Below are 14,941 nucleotides of genomic sequence, written 5' to 3'. Positions count from 1 at the left end.
CGCCATGTGCCTTAAATACCCTCTCTCAGCCCTGGCCATTGCCCTGGTGCTGTCGGGTTGCGCGTCACCCATAGGCCTGCATACAGAAGGCCGGGCGCTTGACGCAGCGAGCCTGCACAGCGAGCAGACCGTTGCGGGTTCTGCCCTGTCACCGGCTGCCTGGCCGAAAAGCGACTGGTGGAACACCTTGGGAGATCGCCAACTCGACAGCCTCATCCGTGAGGCGCTGCAATCGAGCCCGGACCTCCAGGTGGCCGATGCCCGCTCCCGTCAGGCCAATGCAGCGGTGATTGCTGCAAACGCCGATCGCCAGCCGACGCTCGATGGCAACGCCTCGATAACCCGCTCCCGGCTGTCACGTCGCGATGATCCGACCGGCCAGGGCGGGCGCTATAGCACGCTGCGCGAGCTATCCGTTAATGGCAGTTATACCTTCGACCTCTGGGGTGGCCAACGTGCCGCCTGGGAAGCCGCTTTGGGCCGCGCCCGCGCCAGCGAGGTAGACCGCAAGGCCGCTGAGCTGACCGTGGCCGCCAACGTTACACGCGCCTACAACCAACTGGGTCAGGCTTACGTCATGCTCGACCTGGCCGAGCAAGACCTCAAGCGTACCCGCGGCATGCTCGATCTTGCCCAGCGGCGTGTCTCGGCGGGCCTGGACAGTGAGTTCCAGCTGCAACAGACCCAGAGCCTGGAAGCCGCCTCGGAGGCGCAGCTCACTGCTGCCAAGCAGTCTGTAGAAAGTGCGCAGATCCGTCTGGCCGTCCTGTTGGGTAAAGGTCCTGACCGGGGTGCCAGCATTGGTCGTCCACAACTGATTGCACCCAAGACAATCGCACTGCCCAGCCAACTGCCTGCCGAGCTGATCGGTCGTCGTCCCGACCTGGTAGCCGCACGCTGGCGTGTGGAGGCCGCTTCGCAGGACATTGATTCAAGCCGGACCAATTTCTATCCAAACCTCAACCTGGTCGCCGCGGCCGGTACCGATGCCCTGCTGGGCGACGCCCTGTTTGGAGCACCCAGCCGCTTCTTCAATATCGGTCCGGCCCTGTCGCTGCCGATCTTTGACGGTGGTCGCCGCCGGGCTGATCTGGCCAGCCGCAACGCCGATTACGACCTGGCCGTCGCCCAGTACAACCAGACGCTGGTCAATGCTCTTGGTGATATCGGCGACAGTATTTCCCGGCTGCGCTCGCTGAATCAGCAGATTCAGGAACAGCAGCGTGCCCGCGACATTGCTCAGGCGTCTTTCGACATCGCGATGCAGCGTTACGGCGCCGGTATCGGCAGTTATCTCGATGCGCTGAGTGTCGAGCAACAACTGCTTCAGGCAGACCGCCAACTGGCCAGCCTCGCGACGGAGCGTATTGATACCTCCGTCCTGCTGATGCAGGCGCTAGGTGGTGGCTTTGAACCCTCTTCTGACACACCGGCTCTGCAACCGGGCCCACGTGTAACTTCGGATCGCTGAGACGTAAGACATGGCTGAATCAAACGCACAAACCGCCACTAACGAGAACAGCAAGCCCAAATCCGGCAAGCGCAAGTTCTTTCTTTTGCTCCTGCTTCTGCTCGTCATCCTGGGAGCAGTGGGCGCTTACTTCTATCACACACTCTATGGCCGTTTTCATGAGGGCACCGATGATGCCTATGTGAGCGGCAACGTTGTCCAGATCATGCCGCAGGTGACCGGTACGGTTGTCAGCATTACCGCTGACGATGGTGACTTGGTGCATGAGGGTCAGGTCCTGGTGAAGTTCGACCCGAGCGACACCGAAGTCGCGCTGCAGAGCGCTGAGGCCAATCTGGCCAAGACGGTTCGTCAGGTCCGCGGCCTGTACAGCAATGTGGACAGCTACAAGGCCCAGGTAGCTTCACGCAAGGTCGAGCTGGAACGTGCACGATCCGACTACAAGCGTCGTCAGGATCTGGCACGCGGCGGTGCGATCTCGCAGGAAGAACTGTCCCACGCCCGTGATACGCTGAACGCAGCCGAAAATGCACTGACCAGCGCCGAGCAACAACTCAGCACCAGCCGCGCGCTGGTAGACGATACGGTGATCGCGTCCCATCCCGATGTGAAAGCCGCCGCCGCCCAGCTGCGTCAGGCCTATCTGAACAATGCCCGCAGCACCATCATCGCACCGGTGACAGGCTATGTAGCCCAGCGCTCGGTACAGGTTGGCAGCCGCGTACAGCCGGGTACAGCGCTGATGGCCGTGGTGCCACTGGATCAGATCTGGATCGACGCCAACTTCAAGGAAACCCAGCTCAGCGACATGCGCATCGGTCAGCCGGTTGAAATTCATTCCGACCTGTACGGTGAAGATGTGAAGTATCACGGTACGGTAGAGAGCCTGGGGGTCGGCACCGGCAGCGCGTTTTCCCTGCTGCCCGCCCAGAATGCCAGCGGCAACTGGATCAAGATCGTGCAGCGCCTACCTGTGCGGATTCGCCTGGATCAGGATGCGCTGGAAAAGCACCCGCTGCGCATTGGCCTGTCGATGAACGTCGACGTCGACCTGCATGATCTGGACGGCCCGGTCCTGGCGCAAAAGCCGCTGGCCCAGCCCCGTTATGCTACCGACGTCTATACCCGCCAGCTGGAGGATGCCGATCGCCTGATCGAGCGTCTGATCCACGAGAACGGCCCGGCCTCCCGTGATGTAGCCAAGCGCTAATCGGAGATCACATGAGCGATTCTGCATTCCGCCCGGCGAGCCTGGTGCTCGCCACGGTCGGCCTGTCGCTGGCCACCTTCATGCAGGTGCTGGATACCACCATTGCCAACGTGGCCCTGACCACGATTTCAGGCAATCTGGGCGTAAGCTCCGAGCAGGGTACATGGGTAATCACATCGTTTGCTGTCAGCAACGCGATTGCCCTGCCCCTGACCGGCTGGATGGCACGTCGCTTCGGTGAGGTAAAGCTGTTCCTTGCTGCGGTGGTGCTATTCGTCATCACTTCGTTCCTGTGTGGCATCGCGCAATCGATGCCACAACTGGTATTTTTCCGGGCGCTGCAAGGGTTCGTGGCCGGGCCGCTATATCCCATGGCCCAGACGCTGCTGCTATCAATCTTTCCGGCTGCCAAGCGAGGGATGGCCCTGGCGCTCCTGGCCATGGTCACGGTGGTGGCTCCCATCATCGGCCCGATTGCCGGTGGCTGGATCACGGATAACTACACCTGGCCCTGGATTTTCTTTATCAACGTTCCCATCGGTATCTTTGCCACCCTGGTGGTTTGGGCACAGCTGGGCAAAAAGCCGGAGCAGATCATTCGGCAGCCGATCGACTATGTGGGCCTGACGCTTCTGGTAATCGGTGTCGGTGCCCTGCAGGTTGTACTGGATAAAGGCAACGACCTGGACTGGTTCGAATCAAACTTCATTGTCATTGGCAGCTTGATTGCCGTCATCGCGTTGATAGCCTGTGTAATCTGGGAGCTGACCGATAAGCATCCCATCGTGAATCTTCGGCTATTCAAATACCGTAACTTCACATTCGGAACGCTGGCCCTGGTACTGGGCTATTCAGGCTTCTTTGGCATCAACCTGCTTCTGCCCCAGTGGCTGCAAACTCAGTTGGGTTATACGCCGGTCTGGGCGGGTCTTGCCGCTGCGCCAATGGGATTTTTGCCTGTGTTCCTGTCGCCGCTGGTTGGCCGGTTCGCCCATAAGACAGACCTGCGCCTGCTTGCCGGTGGCTCCTTCCTGGTGATCGGTGCCTCGTGCTTCATGCGTGCCACGTTCAATACCGAGGTTGATTATCGCCATATCGCTGAAGTGCAGATGTTCATGGGGCTGGGAATTGCGCTGTTTTTCATGCCTACAACCAGCATTCTGTTGTCCAGCCTGCCGCCTAAAGACATTGCGGACGGCTCCGGGCTTGCGACATTTTTACGGGTGCTGGGCGGTAGTTTCGCGTCGTCACTGACGACCTGGATCTGGGCACGCCGCGCCACGTTCCACCATGCTCAGCTGACCGAGCAGGTAACGGTGTATGACCCAGCGACACGGGACTACATTTCGATGCTGGGGGGTCCTTCTCACGCCACGTACGCCCAGCTCGATCGCGTGGTCGAAAGTCAGGCCTATATGCTGTCCACCATTGATTATTTCACGTTGCTCGGCTGGATGTTCATGGGCCTGTTCCTGATCATCTGGCTGGCCAAGCCACCTTTCGGCGCCAAGGGCCCCGCTCCTGCAGGCGGCGATCACTGACCAAAAGGCCGGCATGGAAACATGCCGGCCTTTTGTTTTGGCGATTGATCAGTCGACGCAAATCAGACCGCAGCGAAGAAAAGAAAAACAATACACAGCATGCCGAGGGCCCATACCTTGGAGCGCTGGGTTGCACGGTCCTTGATATACAGCCAGGTATAAATGATACGGCTGACCACGAACAGGAGCGCCAGGAAATTGATCGTTCCCTGAGCCGCACCTCCGGTGACATGCGCCACGATCACGGCAGCGGCAAACAGCGGTGTAATTTCAAACGCATTCTGCTGCGCTGCGTTAGCACGTGCCTGAGGCCCTTCCAGCTTGGCAAGGAAATCACGTGGATGCCGGTTGTTATCCGGCGTAAAGCCACTGCCGGTAAATTTTGCGTACGCCGCGGCGCCATAGGGAATGAGGTAGGCGAATAGGATGCACCAGTAGCCGAACGTCATGGGAATTCCTTGAATTGGCAGACCTGATAGTGACCTGTTTATAAGCCAAAGGTTAGGGCTTTTCCAGACTCTGCACGCTTGATATCCGCTTTCCAGCGAGACGGACATATCAACAAGATGATCCAGGCACCCTCATGGCCTTGGCTACCGTTGTGACTTTTGTCCGCAGCCGGTGCCCTAAAAAACTGTAACTTTCCGCGTCTATAGGTGTTCTTAATGAGAATTACCTAATGGCCATCATGGCCTCTACTTTCTATCCGCTGTACTGAAAGGATGTTCAATGCTTGAACTCGCCGCTGCCTTTATCTGTTTTACTGCGCTGCTCACTTATGTGAACTACCGGTTCGTCGGTCTGCCGCCCACGATCGGCGTCATGGTGATTGCACTGGTGTTCAGTGTGCTGCTGCAAATTGCGTCGGCGCTGGGGTTTCCCATGCTGGAGGAAACCATTGAAAGGCTGATCCAGCGAATCGACTTCAACGAATTGTTGATGAACTGGATGTTGTCATTCCTGTTATTTGCCGGCGCCTTGCACGTCAATGTTCAGGATCTTCGCAGCTACCGCTGGCCGATCGGCCTTCTGGCTACCCTGGGCGTTCTCGTTTCTACCGCCCTGATCGGCGGAACGGCCTATTACGTCTTTCCCTTGCTGGGCTGGCATGTAGACCTGGTGTATTGCCTGCTGTTTGGCGCGCTGATTTCTCCAACCGACCCGATTGCCGTTCTTGGAATACTGCGTTCAGCCAAGGCGCCAAAATCACTGGAAATCACCATCGTGGGTGAGTCCCTGTTCAATGACGGCGTTGCTGTTGTGGTGTTTACCGTGCTGCTCGGCATTCTCGCCTCCGGCGAGACACCCTCCGCCGGGCACGCTGTCATGCTGTTTGTCGAGGAAGCCTTGGGCGGCATCCTGTTCGGCTCGGTGATCGGCTATGTCACCTACCGGATGCTCAAAAGCATCGATCAGTACCAGATCGAGGTGCTCCTGACGCTTGCGCTGGTTATTGGCGGCGCTGCCGTGGCTCCCCACCTGCATGTATCCGGTCCGATTGCAATGGTCGTGGCCGGCCTGTTCATCGGCAATCGTGGCCGTGAAAAAGCGATGTCCGATACCACACGCCGCTATGTGGACGGCTTCTGGGAGCTGATCGACGAGATCCTCAATGCCATGCTGTTCGTGCTCATCGGCATGGAGCTTTTGCTGCTGCCTGTGACAGGACTGCACGTGGCCGCCGCTGTGGCCTTTACCCTGGCCATCCTGCTTATCCGCTGGATCAGCGTGACACCGGTCGTGATGCTGACGCCGCACTGGCGACACATGGCCAGGGGCACCATGGGCATTCTGACCTGGGGCGCACTGCGGGGCGGGATTTCAGTGGCGCTGGCCCTGTCGCTACCGGTAGGGCCGGAACGGGACCTGATCCTGACCATCACCTATATACTGGTGTTGTTCTCCATCCTCATGCAGGGCCTGACCATCGGCCGAGTCGTACGTCGCGTGACGGGTAACGCTCCCTCGGAGCCTGATCAGCACGGGCACTAAGCGTTACCGGTGCTACGGCCGTCCTGACCGTAGCACCGCCCGGGTGGCCTTTCGTCGGTCACCCAGCCATTCCTCCCGCCTATTGAGCCAGGTCAGTATGCACTGACGGCTACCTGTCTATCCTTGCGCTAATCAAGGCGTACTCCGCGCCCGCACTGACTGTCAGGGAGGTGTTATGACAGACCTCAGCGCCCGCGTGACCATCAACGGCCACAGTATTGAGACTTCAATCAGCCGCTCGCTTCTAGAGGCGGTGATCGACTCCGGACAGCCGCTCACCGATGGTGTCGGCTGCATGGGCCAAGGTGTATGCGGCTCCTGCCGCGTGCTGCTGCGCCGCAAGGATTCACGTGAAGTCACGACGGCCCTGGCTTGTGAAACCGCCGTGGAGGACGGCATGCAGGTCAGCTTTCTGGATCATCTGCCGATGAACCGCCATCACACCTACACCACCAACGACTGGGACGATACCTGGAACCTGCTGGATCGCATCAACAGCGCCTTTCCCGAAGCCAGCCACTGTCGGCACTGCGGCGGATGCGACCGTGCCTGTCCCAAGCACCTTGAGGTCCAGAAAGGCGTAAACCTGGCCGCGTCGGGCGATTTGAGCGCAGCCAAGGTGTTCGATGAATGCATCATGTGCAACCTCTGCACCATTGCCTGCCCGGAACACATCTCGCCCAACCACCTGGGGCTGTACATTCGCCGGATGACGGCATCCGTGATGTTGCGTCCTTCCGACCTACTGCTGCGACTACGTCAGATCGACCTGGGCGTCATGCCGGTCGATCCAAACGTCGAGCTCACCTGAGGATTTGGCCATGAGCGGAATTGCCTACGAACTTGCCCTGGCGAACCTGAGCCGGTGCGACGGCATGGCGCCCCCGGCAGTGGACAAAACACCATTGTTGCAACGCTATCACCCGGACTACCAGGAGGGCACTCGTATTCGCCTGAGCATCGGGGCCAACCGCGGTGATGAATGCCCCTCCCGGCTGGCCGCTCTACTGCAGAGCAATGCGCAGATCAGTGATGCCGATCTGGCAGGTGCACCGGTCATCAATACCGAAGTACTGGTCATCGGAGGCGGCGGTGCAGGCTGTGCGGCCGCGCTGACAGCCGCCGAACAGGGGCGACGCGTCATCCTGGCGACCAAGCTACGCCTGGGTGACAGCAATACCGTCATGGCGGAAGGCGGGATCCAGGCCGCTGTCGGTGAAGAGGACAGCCTGCAGCGTCACTTCGAGGATACTCTACGCGCCGGCCACCTGTGTGCCGACCGTACGCTGGTGGCTCGCCTGGCAGAGTCGGGACCTGATTGCATTCGTTGGCTGATTAGCCGCGGCATGCTGTTCGACCTGGCCGAAGGCAGCCCGGTAGGTGGCAAACTCTTGCGCAAGAAACCCGGCGGTGCAACATGCGCCCGCATCCTTTCCTACCGCGACTATACCGGCCTTGAGCTGATGCGCGTCCTGCGTGAGGCCGTGGAGCTGGATGACCGTATCTCGCTGTGGAATCGCTGCCCGCTGGTAGAGCTGCTCTCCGACGAGAGCGGCCAATGCGTAGGAGCCGTGCTGTACAACCTCGACTGGCATGGGTTCATTCTGGTACGCGCCAGCCGGGTAATCCTGGCGACAGGCGGCGCGGGACGGCTGCACCTGAACGACTTCCCAACATCCAACCACTACGGTGCAACCGCAGACGGACTGGTGCTCGCGTATCGGATGGGTGCTCGACTGCGGGAGCTGGATTCGTTCCAGTACCACCCGACCGGCCTAGCCTGGCCTTCGCACCTGGTTGGCGGCTTGATTTCCGAGGCGGCGCGCTCTGCTGGCGCCTGGCTGATCAATGGTGAAGGCAGGCGCTTTGTTGATGAGCTGCAACCACGCGATGTAGTGGCCGCTGCCATTCTCAAGGAGTGCGCAGAGGGCCGTGGGGTGGAGCGTGACGGTAATCTGGGCGTCTTCCTGGATACCCCCGGTCTTGAGCGCAGGCATCCGGGCATCCTGGAAGAGCGACTGGTCAGTCTGGGGCATCTGGCCCATCGCTGCGGAATCGATCCCAAGGTCAAGCCCATGATGGTACGGCCTACCCTGCACTACCAGAACGGCGGTGTGGAAATCGACGAACACGGCGCGACAGCCATACCCGGCCTGTATTGCGCAGGCGAAATCAGCGGTGGCATCCACGGCCGTAACCGCATGATGGGCAATGCCTTGCTGGAAATCATCGCGTTCGGCCGCCGGGCGGGGCAGCATGCAGGCGCGACAGCCAGTCCGAAACCCGCCCCCAAGGTAGGTCTTTATCACCTGTACGACTGGCAGCGGCAAATCACATTGGCAGGGCTGCCCACCCATGTCTGCGGCCCCTGTCTGTTTCCTGATTACGGCAATTTCGATCTGCGCCGCGATGTGGCCCTGCGTGCCAGCGCACCCGGTGCCGTTCAGGCCATGCTGGCCGGCATGACGCCGTCCTGAGGAGTACCGTCATGAGTTTCACACCTGTTCTGCTCTCACCCTCAGCCCAGGTCGGAGCCAATCTGCAAGCCTGGTTCGCTCAGGGCGGCGGCCAGGGATTACGTCAGGCACTGGCCGCGCCGCACGCCATCATCCCCCTTCTGGAGGAAGCCGGCCTAAGGGGTATGGGAGGTGCCGGCTTTCCTACCCATCGCAAATGGGCACCTGCGGCTGCGCAACCGTCATACCTGGATAAATACGTCGTCTGCAACGGCAATGAAGATGAACCCGGTACCTTCAAGGATCGCGTACTGCTGGAAAAATCCCCACATCAGGTCATCGAAGGTGCACTGATTGCCGCCACGGCCATTGGGGCCAACCATGTACTGCTCTATGTGAATCCCCATCAGCACGCGTCCGTCGTGTCATTGGGACAGGCCGTACAGCAATGGCAGACAGAGCCGCTCTTTCAGGAGCTGGCAGCTCTGCAGGGTCGACCAATTGACCTGCGCGTAGTGGAAAGCTCGGGGCTGTACATTGGGGGCGAAGAAACAGCCGTTATTGCCACCCTCGACGGAGGCTTTCCCTTCCCCCATCGCAAGCCGCCTTACCCGGCCGAGTGCGGGATGGATAACAAGCCTACCCTTATCAACAACACCGAGACGCTGGCCAACGTCTCGCATATCCTGCGGCACGGTGCAGACTGGTATCGCCATCTGGGTATGGGCAGCGCTGCAGGTACCAAGCTCTACTCGCTTTCCGGCGATGTGCTCAAGCCGGGGCTGTACGAACTGCCGATGGGTACGTCGCTGCGCGCGCTCATTTTCGAGCACGGCGGCGGCATGCTGCAGGGCCGCGCCTTCAAGGCCGTCTTTACCGGCGGCCCATCTAATACACTGTTAACCGAACAGCACCTTGATGTAGCGCTGGATTTCGATTCTGTGAAGGCACGCGGGTCCAGCCTGGGGACCGGGGCCATGATTGTGATCTCCGAAGGCACCAGCATCGTACGCAAGGTGGCCGAGTATGTGGACTTCTTTGCTGCAGGTTCCTGCGGGCAATGTCCACCTTGTAAAACAGGTACTTATCAGCTGTCTCGCCTGCTGCGACGGATCGATACCGGTGGCGGCCTGCACAGTGATCTGCGTGCCCTGGAAAGCTTGTGCGAGTTACTGCCCGGCAGCGGGCGCTGCGGCTTGATCGACGGCGCAGTAACAGTCGTGCGTAGCTCACTGATGCAGTTCAGGGAAGATTATCAGCGGCAACTGATCGACTAATCTGCGACAATTGGCCGCTCTAGCGCGCTTATCAATGGGGCAGAATACGACCTATTGATTAGGGCGCTAACGTTAGTTTTGGTCTACGGTGCCCGCAGCTCCGCCCCGTCATGACAATGATAAGACTGGAAAGCGGGCATGCTTCTATCCTTGCTGTGAGGTTCCACTGATGAGTGATCGCATCCGCCACCCCGCGTTCGCTGCCCTACGCATGTCTGCCGAGCAGGCAGCTCGCCATATTCGCCATGGCATGACCGTTGGCATGAGCGGTTTTACCGGCGCAGGTTACCCCAAGGCCGTTCCTGGTGCCCTGGCCCAGCACATTACCGAAGTCCATGGCCGAGGCGAGCCGTTTCGTATTCGTGTCCTGACGGGCGCATCCACTGCACCTGAACTGGACGGTGCGCTGGCCCGCGTCGACGGTATCGAGTTGCGTGTACCGTTCCAGTCCGACCCCGAGCTGCGCAGCCGCATCAATGCCGGCCAGCTGGATTACATGGATATTCATCTGGGGCAACTGGCCGAAAAGGTTCGCTACGGCTTTTTCGGCAAGGTTGACATTGCCGTGGTGGAAGTAACCGCCATTCGTGAAGACGGCAGCCTGGTGCCCTCCTCCTCGGTCGGCAACAACAAGACCTGGCTGGACATGGCCGATGCCGTGATTCTGGAGGTGAACCGCTGGCAGCCGGATGCGCTCGACGGTATGCACGACATCTTCTATGACACCGCCTTGCCGCCCAACCGTACCCCTATCCCACTGACCCATCCGGGTGAGCGTGTAGGTGAGCCTTATTTGCAGGTGCCGTTGGAGAAAGTAGTGGCCGTGGTCGAGACCGACGCGCCAGACCGCAACAGCCCGTTCAAGGCACCGGATGCTGCCTCCAAAGCCATTGCCGAGCATATGATCGATTTCCTGCGCTTCGAAGTGCGTCAGGGTCGTATTCCGGCCAACCTGCTACCGATCCAGTCCGGGGTCGGCAACATCGCCAATGCCTTCATGCAGGGGCTGGGCGAAAGCGAATTCGCGGGCCTGACCGCCTTTACCGAAGTAATCCAGGACGGCATGCTCGAACTCCTGATCAGCGGCAAGATGGACCTGGCGGCCGCTACCTCGTTCTCCCTGAGCCCCGCCGGTATCGACCGCTTCCTCGAACACTCGGAGATGCTGCGCAAGAAAATCATCCTGCGCCAGCAAGGCGTGAGCAACCACCCCGAGCTGGTGCGTCGCCTGGGCTGTATCGCACTCAACGGAATGATCGAGGCCGACATTTACGGCAACGTGAACTCCACGCACCTCATGGGCACCCAGATGATGAACGGCATCGGTGGCTCGGGCGACTTTGCCCGTAATGCCTACCTGTCTGTCTTTATGGCGCCGAGCACGGCAAAGAATGGCCTGATCTCCACGATTGTGCCGATGGTGAGTCACGTCGATCACACTGAGCACGATGTCAGTGTCATCGTGACCGATCAGGGTCTGGCTGATCTGCGCATGCTCAGTCCTAAGCAGCGGGCCAAGGTCATCCTGGAAAAATGCGTTCACCCCAGCTACCGCGACATGCTGGCGGACTACATCGATCGGGCCAACAGTGGCAGCTATGGCAAACATACGCCTCACCTGTTGCCGGAAGCCCTCTCCTGGCATGAGCGCTATCTGGTGACGGGTAGCATGTTCCGCCCGGAAGCCAATCAGGCACAGGATTGATTCTGCCCTGACGAAAAAGCCCCAGCGTCTATTAGGCGCTGGGGCTTTTTATACGCTCAAAGTGGGGCAGGGTCACCTAATGCGCCAGCTGCTCCCGCACAGACCACATACCTACGGTATGCAGAAGAGGTCTGTGTAACTCGAAATCGGGTTGGTCAGCTCAGGGCCTTGATCAACTCGTCTTTCTTCATGCGCGAGCGACCGGTAACGCCTTGCTCTGCGGCTTTCTTCATTAGTTCATCACGTGTCATGTCACTCAGCGATGTACTGCCGCGACGTCCGCGCGTCGACGCGCTACGACTGGGTGAGCGTCCTGAATTCGGCGAATGCCCATGCTTGGTTGCGACCGCACGGCGAGCAGAGTCCTTACGATCGGCGCGCTTGGCCGTCTCGCTTTTCTGTTTGCCGGAGCCACTCTTGTTGCCGCCACCAGACTGCTTGTTGACGGTAGCCCAGGCACGCGCCTCCGCCTGATCTTCCGACATGCCCTTGGCTTCGTAGCTTTCCTCAATGTGCTCGGCCTTGCGCTTTTGTTTATCGCTGTAGGTTGACTTGTCGCCGCGTGGCATAGGTGCCTCCTATTCAGACGGATCAGTCTTCGGCTTTGATCGTTGCTACGTCATCAGCCCGGACGCGAATCTGGCGGCCGGAAACGTCTTTGAATTCATAGAAACCATCGGCAGTTTTAGTGTTGGGTTTGTCCTGGGTGATGTACTCGGTACCATCCTGCAGGGTCACAACCGTGGCGGTGGAACAACCGCCCAAAACAACAGCGCTCAACAGCAGTAATACACCCGCAAAACTCTGTGTCAGGTTTTCCCTGAATGCGCGAATCATTGCGCTACTCCATCATCCAGTCGGTGGATCGAAACATCACTGATGCCCACGATAGGCAAGCCCGGTTCGAGATCGAACAGCAGGTACTGTGCATCGTTGACAGCAATCAGATGCTTGACGGCCAGCTCACGAACCACATCGGTGACCGGTACGTTCAGGTCGGCAATGCGGTCGGTGTGGGGCTCGCCCAGCAATTTGTAGTGAATTTCATACTCCTGGCCCATATCGCTCATGGCTTCGGTCTCCCTGAGTGAGATACACCTGTTTTGAGAGGTATAACCCTTCACTTGTTCTGTCACGCCCGCTGAACGGTCGCTTCGTTGCGGCCTGACAGATAAACGGTAAAGCCTGATTAGTTCCCTCTTCTCATCTGCTGAAGCAGAGCTTTGCACTGGTTGTCCTGACTGTTATTGCTCGGGGCCACAAGTGCCAGCAGGCCCGCAGCCGGGGCGGCAAATGTGGCAAGCAGTGCGGCAGCGGCGCCCCGTGCAGCCAAGGGCAAGGGTTTGACGCCTGGCGAAGGATTCTTCAATGTTCCCCGCACATACAAAGGCGAGCGGAGCGAGAAGATGCGATAGCCCTTGCTGTGCGGCTCAATGGACAGGTCAATCTGCTCGTTAGCAAAGTTGACGGTGCCGTCGATGTTGATCAAAGCGTTTTCCGTATCGAATACGAAGACACGCGTCTTCATCAGTCCATTCGTGACCTGCAGATCCGACGCAGCGCAATTGATCGCCACCTCATCGTCACCAAACAGGCGGCTGACCAGATAGTTGCCCACATTAAGGCCAGCGATTTCCATCAGACTACGACTGATGGAGCCATCATTCATCAGCACCTTGAGTTCACCATTGCTGCTGCCCAGCAGTGCTGCGACCGAGTTACCCGTTCCCGTCAGGGTGGCATCACCGTTGAGTTCGCCAAAGCTGTCACGCATAGCTTCAACCGTAGGGAACAGCTGCTTGAGTTTGACGCCCCGTATGTGCAGATCCATCCGGGCGGGCATGGGGCTCTTGTCTCCTTCCAGGCGAACCGTGCTATTCAGCGCACCGCCTGCGGCGCCAAAGCGCAGTGGATCGATGAGCAGGACGCCATCGGTCAGCTTCAGATGCAGATACAGATCAGACAGCGGCAATGAGGCATTCTGAACGATGCGCTGGCCGGTAAACTTCACGTCGGCATCCATGGCGCGCCACCGTTCGGTACGAAACTCGGAAACAGGTAGCGCCTTGTTTGCGGGCTGCTTATTCTCTTCACCGCGGGCCTGCTTCTGCTCGGCAGAGTCGGCGCCGATAAGAGGCGCCAGATCAGCAAAAAGCAGCTGATTTGAGGTCAGTTCGCCGGTCAGTTTTGGCCGTGGCTTGCCCCCTGTATATTGCAGATCTCCATGAAGATCGCTCTGCCCTACCTTTCCAGAAAAGTCCTCGTATTGGAAACGTGGCCCCGCCGGGTCGTTGAGGACAACGGTAAGGTGTCCATCAGTCGAGTACGGCGCCGTTTCCGGGAGCGTTACGCCCGTCAGGCGATAGAGCTGCCCCAGGCTCTGTCCGGACAGTTTGAGCCGCAGATCCAGAGCCCCCAACTTGAGCGGTTCGGTCAGCGTTCCGAAGACATTCAGGTGCGTGGCACCCGCGCGGACATCGGCCTGAATGGGAAAGGGTGCGTCCGGATCATGCAATGCCAGTAGCCCACCGATCTTGCCGCTGCCCTCCACGGCTTGCTCCTTGTACCGGCCCTTCACGGTCCAGCCAAATTGCAGTGCCTGGGTCTGTTTGACATTGGCCCGCTGCCGCTGAGTCCCGGCCTGCCCAACGATGTCGGCATAGGCAATGGGAGCATCCAGTGAGGTGATCATGGTTTTGACGTGGGCCTGTACGATGTCATCGTCATAGGCGACCTGGCCTGCATCAAAACCAATGGTGCCGATGTCCACGGTCCAGGCTGAGGATGCTTCGTTCGGATTCTTTTCCTGTTTGTCGCCTTGGTCAAAGGTCCAGGTATTACGGCCATCGGCCAGGCGTTGCAGGTTGGCTTCCGGCTTGGTCACGTCGATACGTGGGATATAGACCTGCTTGCTCAAAAGCGCCAGAGGCGAGATCCGCAACTGTACCCGGTCCAGGTGTACGAAGCGTGGATTGCTTGCCCAGGAAGGATTGCCGATCTCGATGTTTTCCGCCGAGATGTGCGGCCACGGGACCCAGGCCCGCCAGCCGCCCTGATCCGTTTCGCGGCGCCAGTCCACACCCAGGTTGCCATTGATGGCAAACGAACGGTTGAGCGCGGCTGACGCTTTGTCGTTGATGGTAGGCTTGAGCCGGTTCCAGTCGAACGTCGAGACGAAGACGATCATTACGACGATTAACGCCACCAGGATGCCTAGCGTCCAGACGATGATTTTCCGGGTCCGTGTCACGCCTTTTCTCCGTTTCGCCAGCCATCAGAAGGTCACGGC

13 protein-coding genes are annotated in these 14,941 nt (G+C 59.3%); 8 read left to right on the top strand and 5 right to left on the bottom strand.

Going from position 1 to position 14,941, the window contains the following annotated elements; all coding sequences use genetic code 11:
- Positions 1–4 precede the first annotated feature (4 nt).
- The 3 genes from B3729_RS15125 to B3729_RS15115 are packed head-to-tail and all read left to right on the top strand — an operon-like array spanning position 5 to position 4,222.
- Complete coding sequence (locus B3729_RS15125; RefSeq protein ID WP_286788287.1) at positions 5–1,471, top strand: efflux transporter outer membrane subunit; 1,467 nt, start codon at positions 5–7, stop codon at positions 1,469–1,471.
- Between the two features lie 10 nt (positions 1,472–1,481).
- Positions 1,482–2,681: an efflux RND transporter periplasmic adaptor subunit gene (locus tag B3729_RS15120; RefSeq protein ID WP_219650839.1), complete on the top strand. Its 1,200-nt coding sequence runs from the start codon at positions 1,482–1,484 to the stop codon at positions 2,679–2,681.
- Between the two features lie 11 nt (positions 2,682–2,692).
- Positions 2,693–4,222, top strand: a complete 1,530-nt coding sequence (locus B3729_RS15115) for a DHA2 family efflux MFS transporter permease subunit (protein ID WP_010796966.1) — start codon at positions 2,693–2,695, stop codon at positions 4,220–4,222.
- Between the two features lie 62 nt (positions 4,223–4,284).
- Here the strand turns inward: B3729_RS15115 and B3729_RS15110 are convergent, their stop codons facing one another.
- The gene (locus B3729_RS15110; protein WP_010796965.1) at positions 4,285–4,671 is read right to left on the bottom strand and encodes an MAPEG family protein; all 387 of its coding nucleotides are present in this window, start codon (positions 4,669–4,671) and stop codon (positions 4,285–4,287) included.
- A 280-nt stretch (positions 4,672–4,951) separates the two neighbouring features.
- On the opposite strand from B3729_RS15110, the gene B3729_RS15105 reads away from it, so the two are divergent.
- The 5 genes from B3729_RS15105 to B3729_RS15085 all read left to right on the top strand — a co-directional run bounded on the left by B3729_RS15105 (position 4,952) and on the right by B3729_RS15085 (position 11,652).
- Positions 4,952–6,214: a cation:proton antiporter gene (locus tag B3729_RS15105; protein ID WP_286788286.1), complete on the top strand. Its 1,263-nt coding sequence runs from the start codon at positions 4,952–4,954 to the stop codon at positions 6,212–6,214.
- A 175-nt stretch (positions 6,215–6,389) separates the two neighbouring features.
- Entirely contained in the window at positions 6,390–7,025 is a 636-nt protein-coding gene (locus B3729_RS15100; protein WP_286788285.1) for a 4Fe-4S dicluster domain-containing protein, read from the top strand.
- A 10-nt stretch (positions 7,026–7,035) separates the two neighbouring features.
- Positions 7,036–8,691: an FAD-binding protein gene (locus tag B3729_RS15095; RefSeq protein ID WP_286788284.1), complete on the top strand. Its 1,656-nt coding sequence runs from the start codon at positions 7,036–7,038 to the stop codon at positions 8,689–8,691.
- An 11-nt stretch (positions 8,692–8,702) separates the two neighbouring features.
- Entirely contained in the window at positions 8,703–9,947 is a 1,245-nt protein-coding gene (locus B3729_RS15090; RefSeq protein ID WP_286788283.1) for a complex I 51 kDa subunit family protein, read from the top strand.
- Positions 9,948–10,116: 169 nt separating this feature from the next.
- A complete protein-coding gene (locus tag B3729_RS15085; RefSeq protein WP_404625299.1) occupies positions 10,117–11,652 on the top strand; it encodes an acetyl-CoA hydrolase/transferase family protein in 1,536 nt (511 codons plus the stop codon).
- A 155-nt stretch (positions 11,653–11,807) separates the two neighbouring features.
- Here B3729_RS15085 and B3729_RS15080 read toward each other — a convergent pair whose 3' ends face one another.
- The 4 genes from B3729_RS15080 to B3729_RS15065 form a co-directional block, all read right to left on the bottom strand.
- Positions 11,808–12,221: a Rho termination factor N-terminal domain-containing protein gene (locus B3729_RS15080; protein ID WP_010796959.1), complete on the bottom strand. Its 414-nt coding sequence runs from the start codon at positions 12,219–12,221 to the stop codon at positions 11,808–11,810.
- Between the two features lie 22 nt (positions 12,222–12,243).
- Positions 12,244–12,489, bottom strand: coding sequence for a YgdI/YgdR family lipoprotein (locus tag B3729_RS15075; RefSeq protein ID WP_122043537.1), 246 nt, complete (start codon positions 12,487–12,489; stop codon positions 12,244–12,246).
- Entirely contained in the window at positions 12,486–12,722 is a 237-nt protein-coding gene (locus tag B3729_RS15070; protein ID WP_010796957.1) for a hypothetical protein, read from the bottom strand. The genes B3729_RS15075 and B3729_RS15070 overlap by 4 nt, the downstream gene beginning before the upstream one ends.
- Positions 12,723–12,841: 119 nt before the next feature.
- Positions 12,842–14,902 (bottom strand): AsmA family protein, encoded by a 2,061-nt coding sequence (locus B3729_RS15065; RefSeq protein ID WP_286788282.1) that lies wholly within the window; start codon positions 14,900–14,902, stop codon positions 12,842–12,844.
- Positions 14,903–14,941 lie beyond the last annotated feature (39 nt).

The organism is Pseudomonas sp. UBA3149 (genome assembly GCF_002364655.1).
Classification (GTDB): Bacteria; Pseudomonadota; Gammaproteobacteria; order Pseudomonadales; family Pseudomonadaceae; genus Chryseomonas; species Chryseomonas luteola.
The sequence above is the reverse complement of the archived record's forward strand: the minus strand, read 5'-3'. Positions and strand labels throughout refer to the sequence as shown.

Bases quoted from the DNA above. Each gene is read 5' to 3' on its own strand.
- B3729_RS15080 (WP_010796959.1), bottom strand. From the start codon at position 12,221: ATGCCACGCGGCGACAAGTCAACCTACAGCGATAAACAAAAGCGCAAG.
- B3729_RS15120 (WP_219650839.1), top strand. From the start codon at position 1,482: ATGGCTGAATCAAACGCACAAACCGCCACTAACGAGAACAGCAAGCCC.
- B3729_RS15100 (WP_286788285.1), top strand. From the start codon at position 6,390: ATGACAGACCTCAGCGCCCGCGTGACCATCAACGGCCACAGTATTGAG.
- B3729_RS15075 (WP_122043537.1), bottom strand. From the start codon at position 12,489: ATGATTCGCGCATTCAGGGAAAACCTGACACAGAGTTTTGCGGGTGTA.
- B3729_RS15070 (WP_010796957.1), bottom strand. From the start codon at position 12,722: ATGAGCGATATGGGCCAGGAGTATGAAATTCACTACAAATTGCTGGGC.
- B3729_RS15115 (WP_010796966.1), top strand. From the start codon at position 2,693: ATGAGCGATTCTGCATTCCGCCCGGCGAGCCTGGTGCTCGCCACGGTC.
- B3729_RS15095 (WP_286788284.1), top strand. From the start codon at position 7,036: ATGAGCGGAATTGCCTACGAACTTGCCCTGGCGAACCTGAGCCGGTGC.
- B3729_RS15105 (WP_286788286.1), top strand. From the start codon at position 4,952: ATGCTTGAACTCGCCGCTGCCTTTATCTGTTTTACTGCGCTGCTCACT.
- B3729_RS15110 (WP_010796965.1), bottom strand. From the start codon at position 4,671: ATGACGTTCGGCTACTGGTGCATCCTATTCGCCTACCTCATTCCCTAT.
- B3729_RS15125 (WP_286788287.1), top strand. From the start codon at position 5: ATGTGCCTTAAATACCCTCTCTCAGCCCTGGCCATTGCCCTGGTGCTG.
- B3729_RS15085 (WP_404625299.1), top strand. From the start codon at position 10,117: ATGAGTGATCGCATCCGCCACCCCGCGTTCGCTGCCCTACGCATGTCT.
- B3729_RS15090 (WP_286788283.1), top strand. From the start codon at position 8,703: ATGAGTTTCACACCTGTTCTGCTCTCACCCTCAGCCCAGGTCGGAGCC.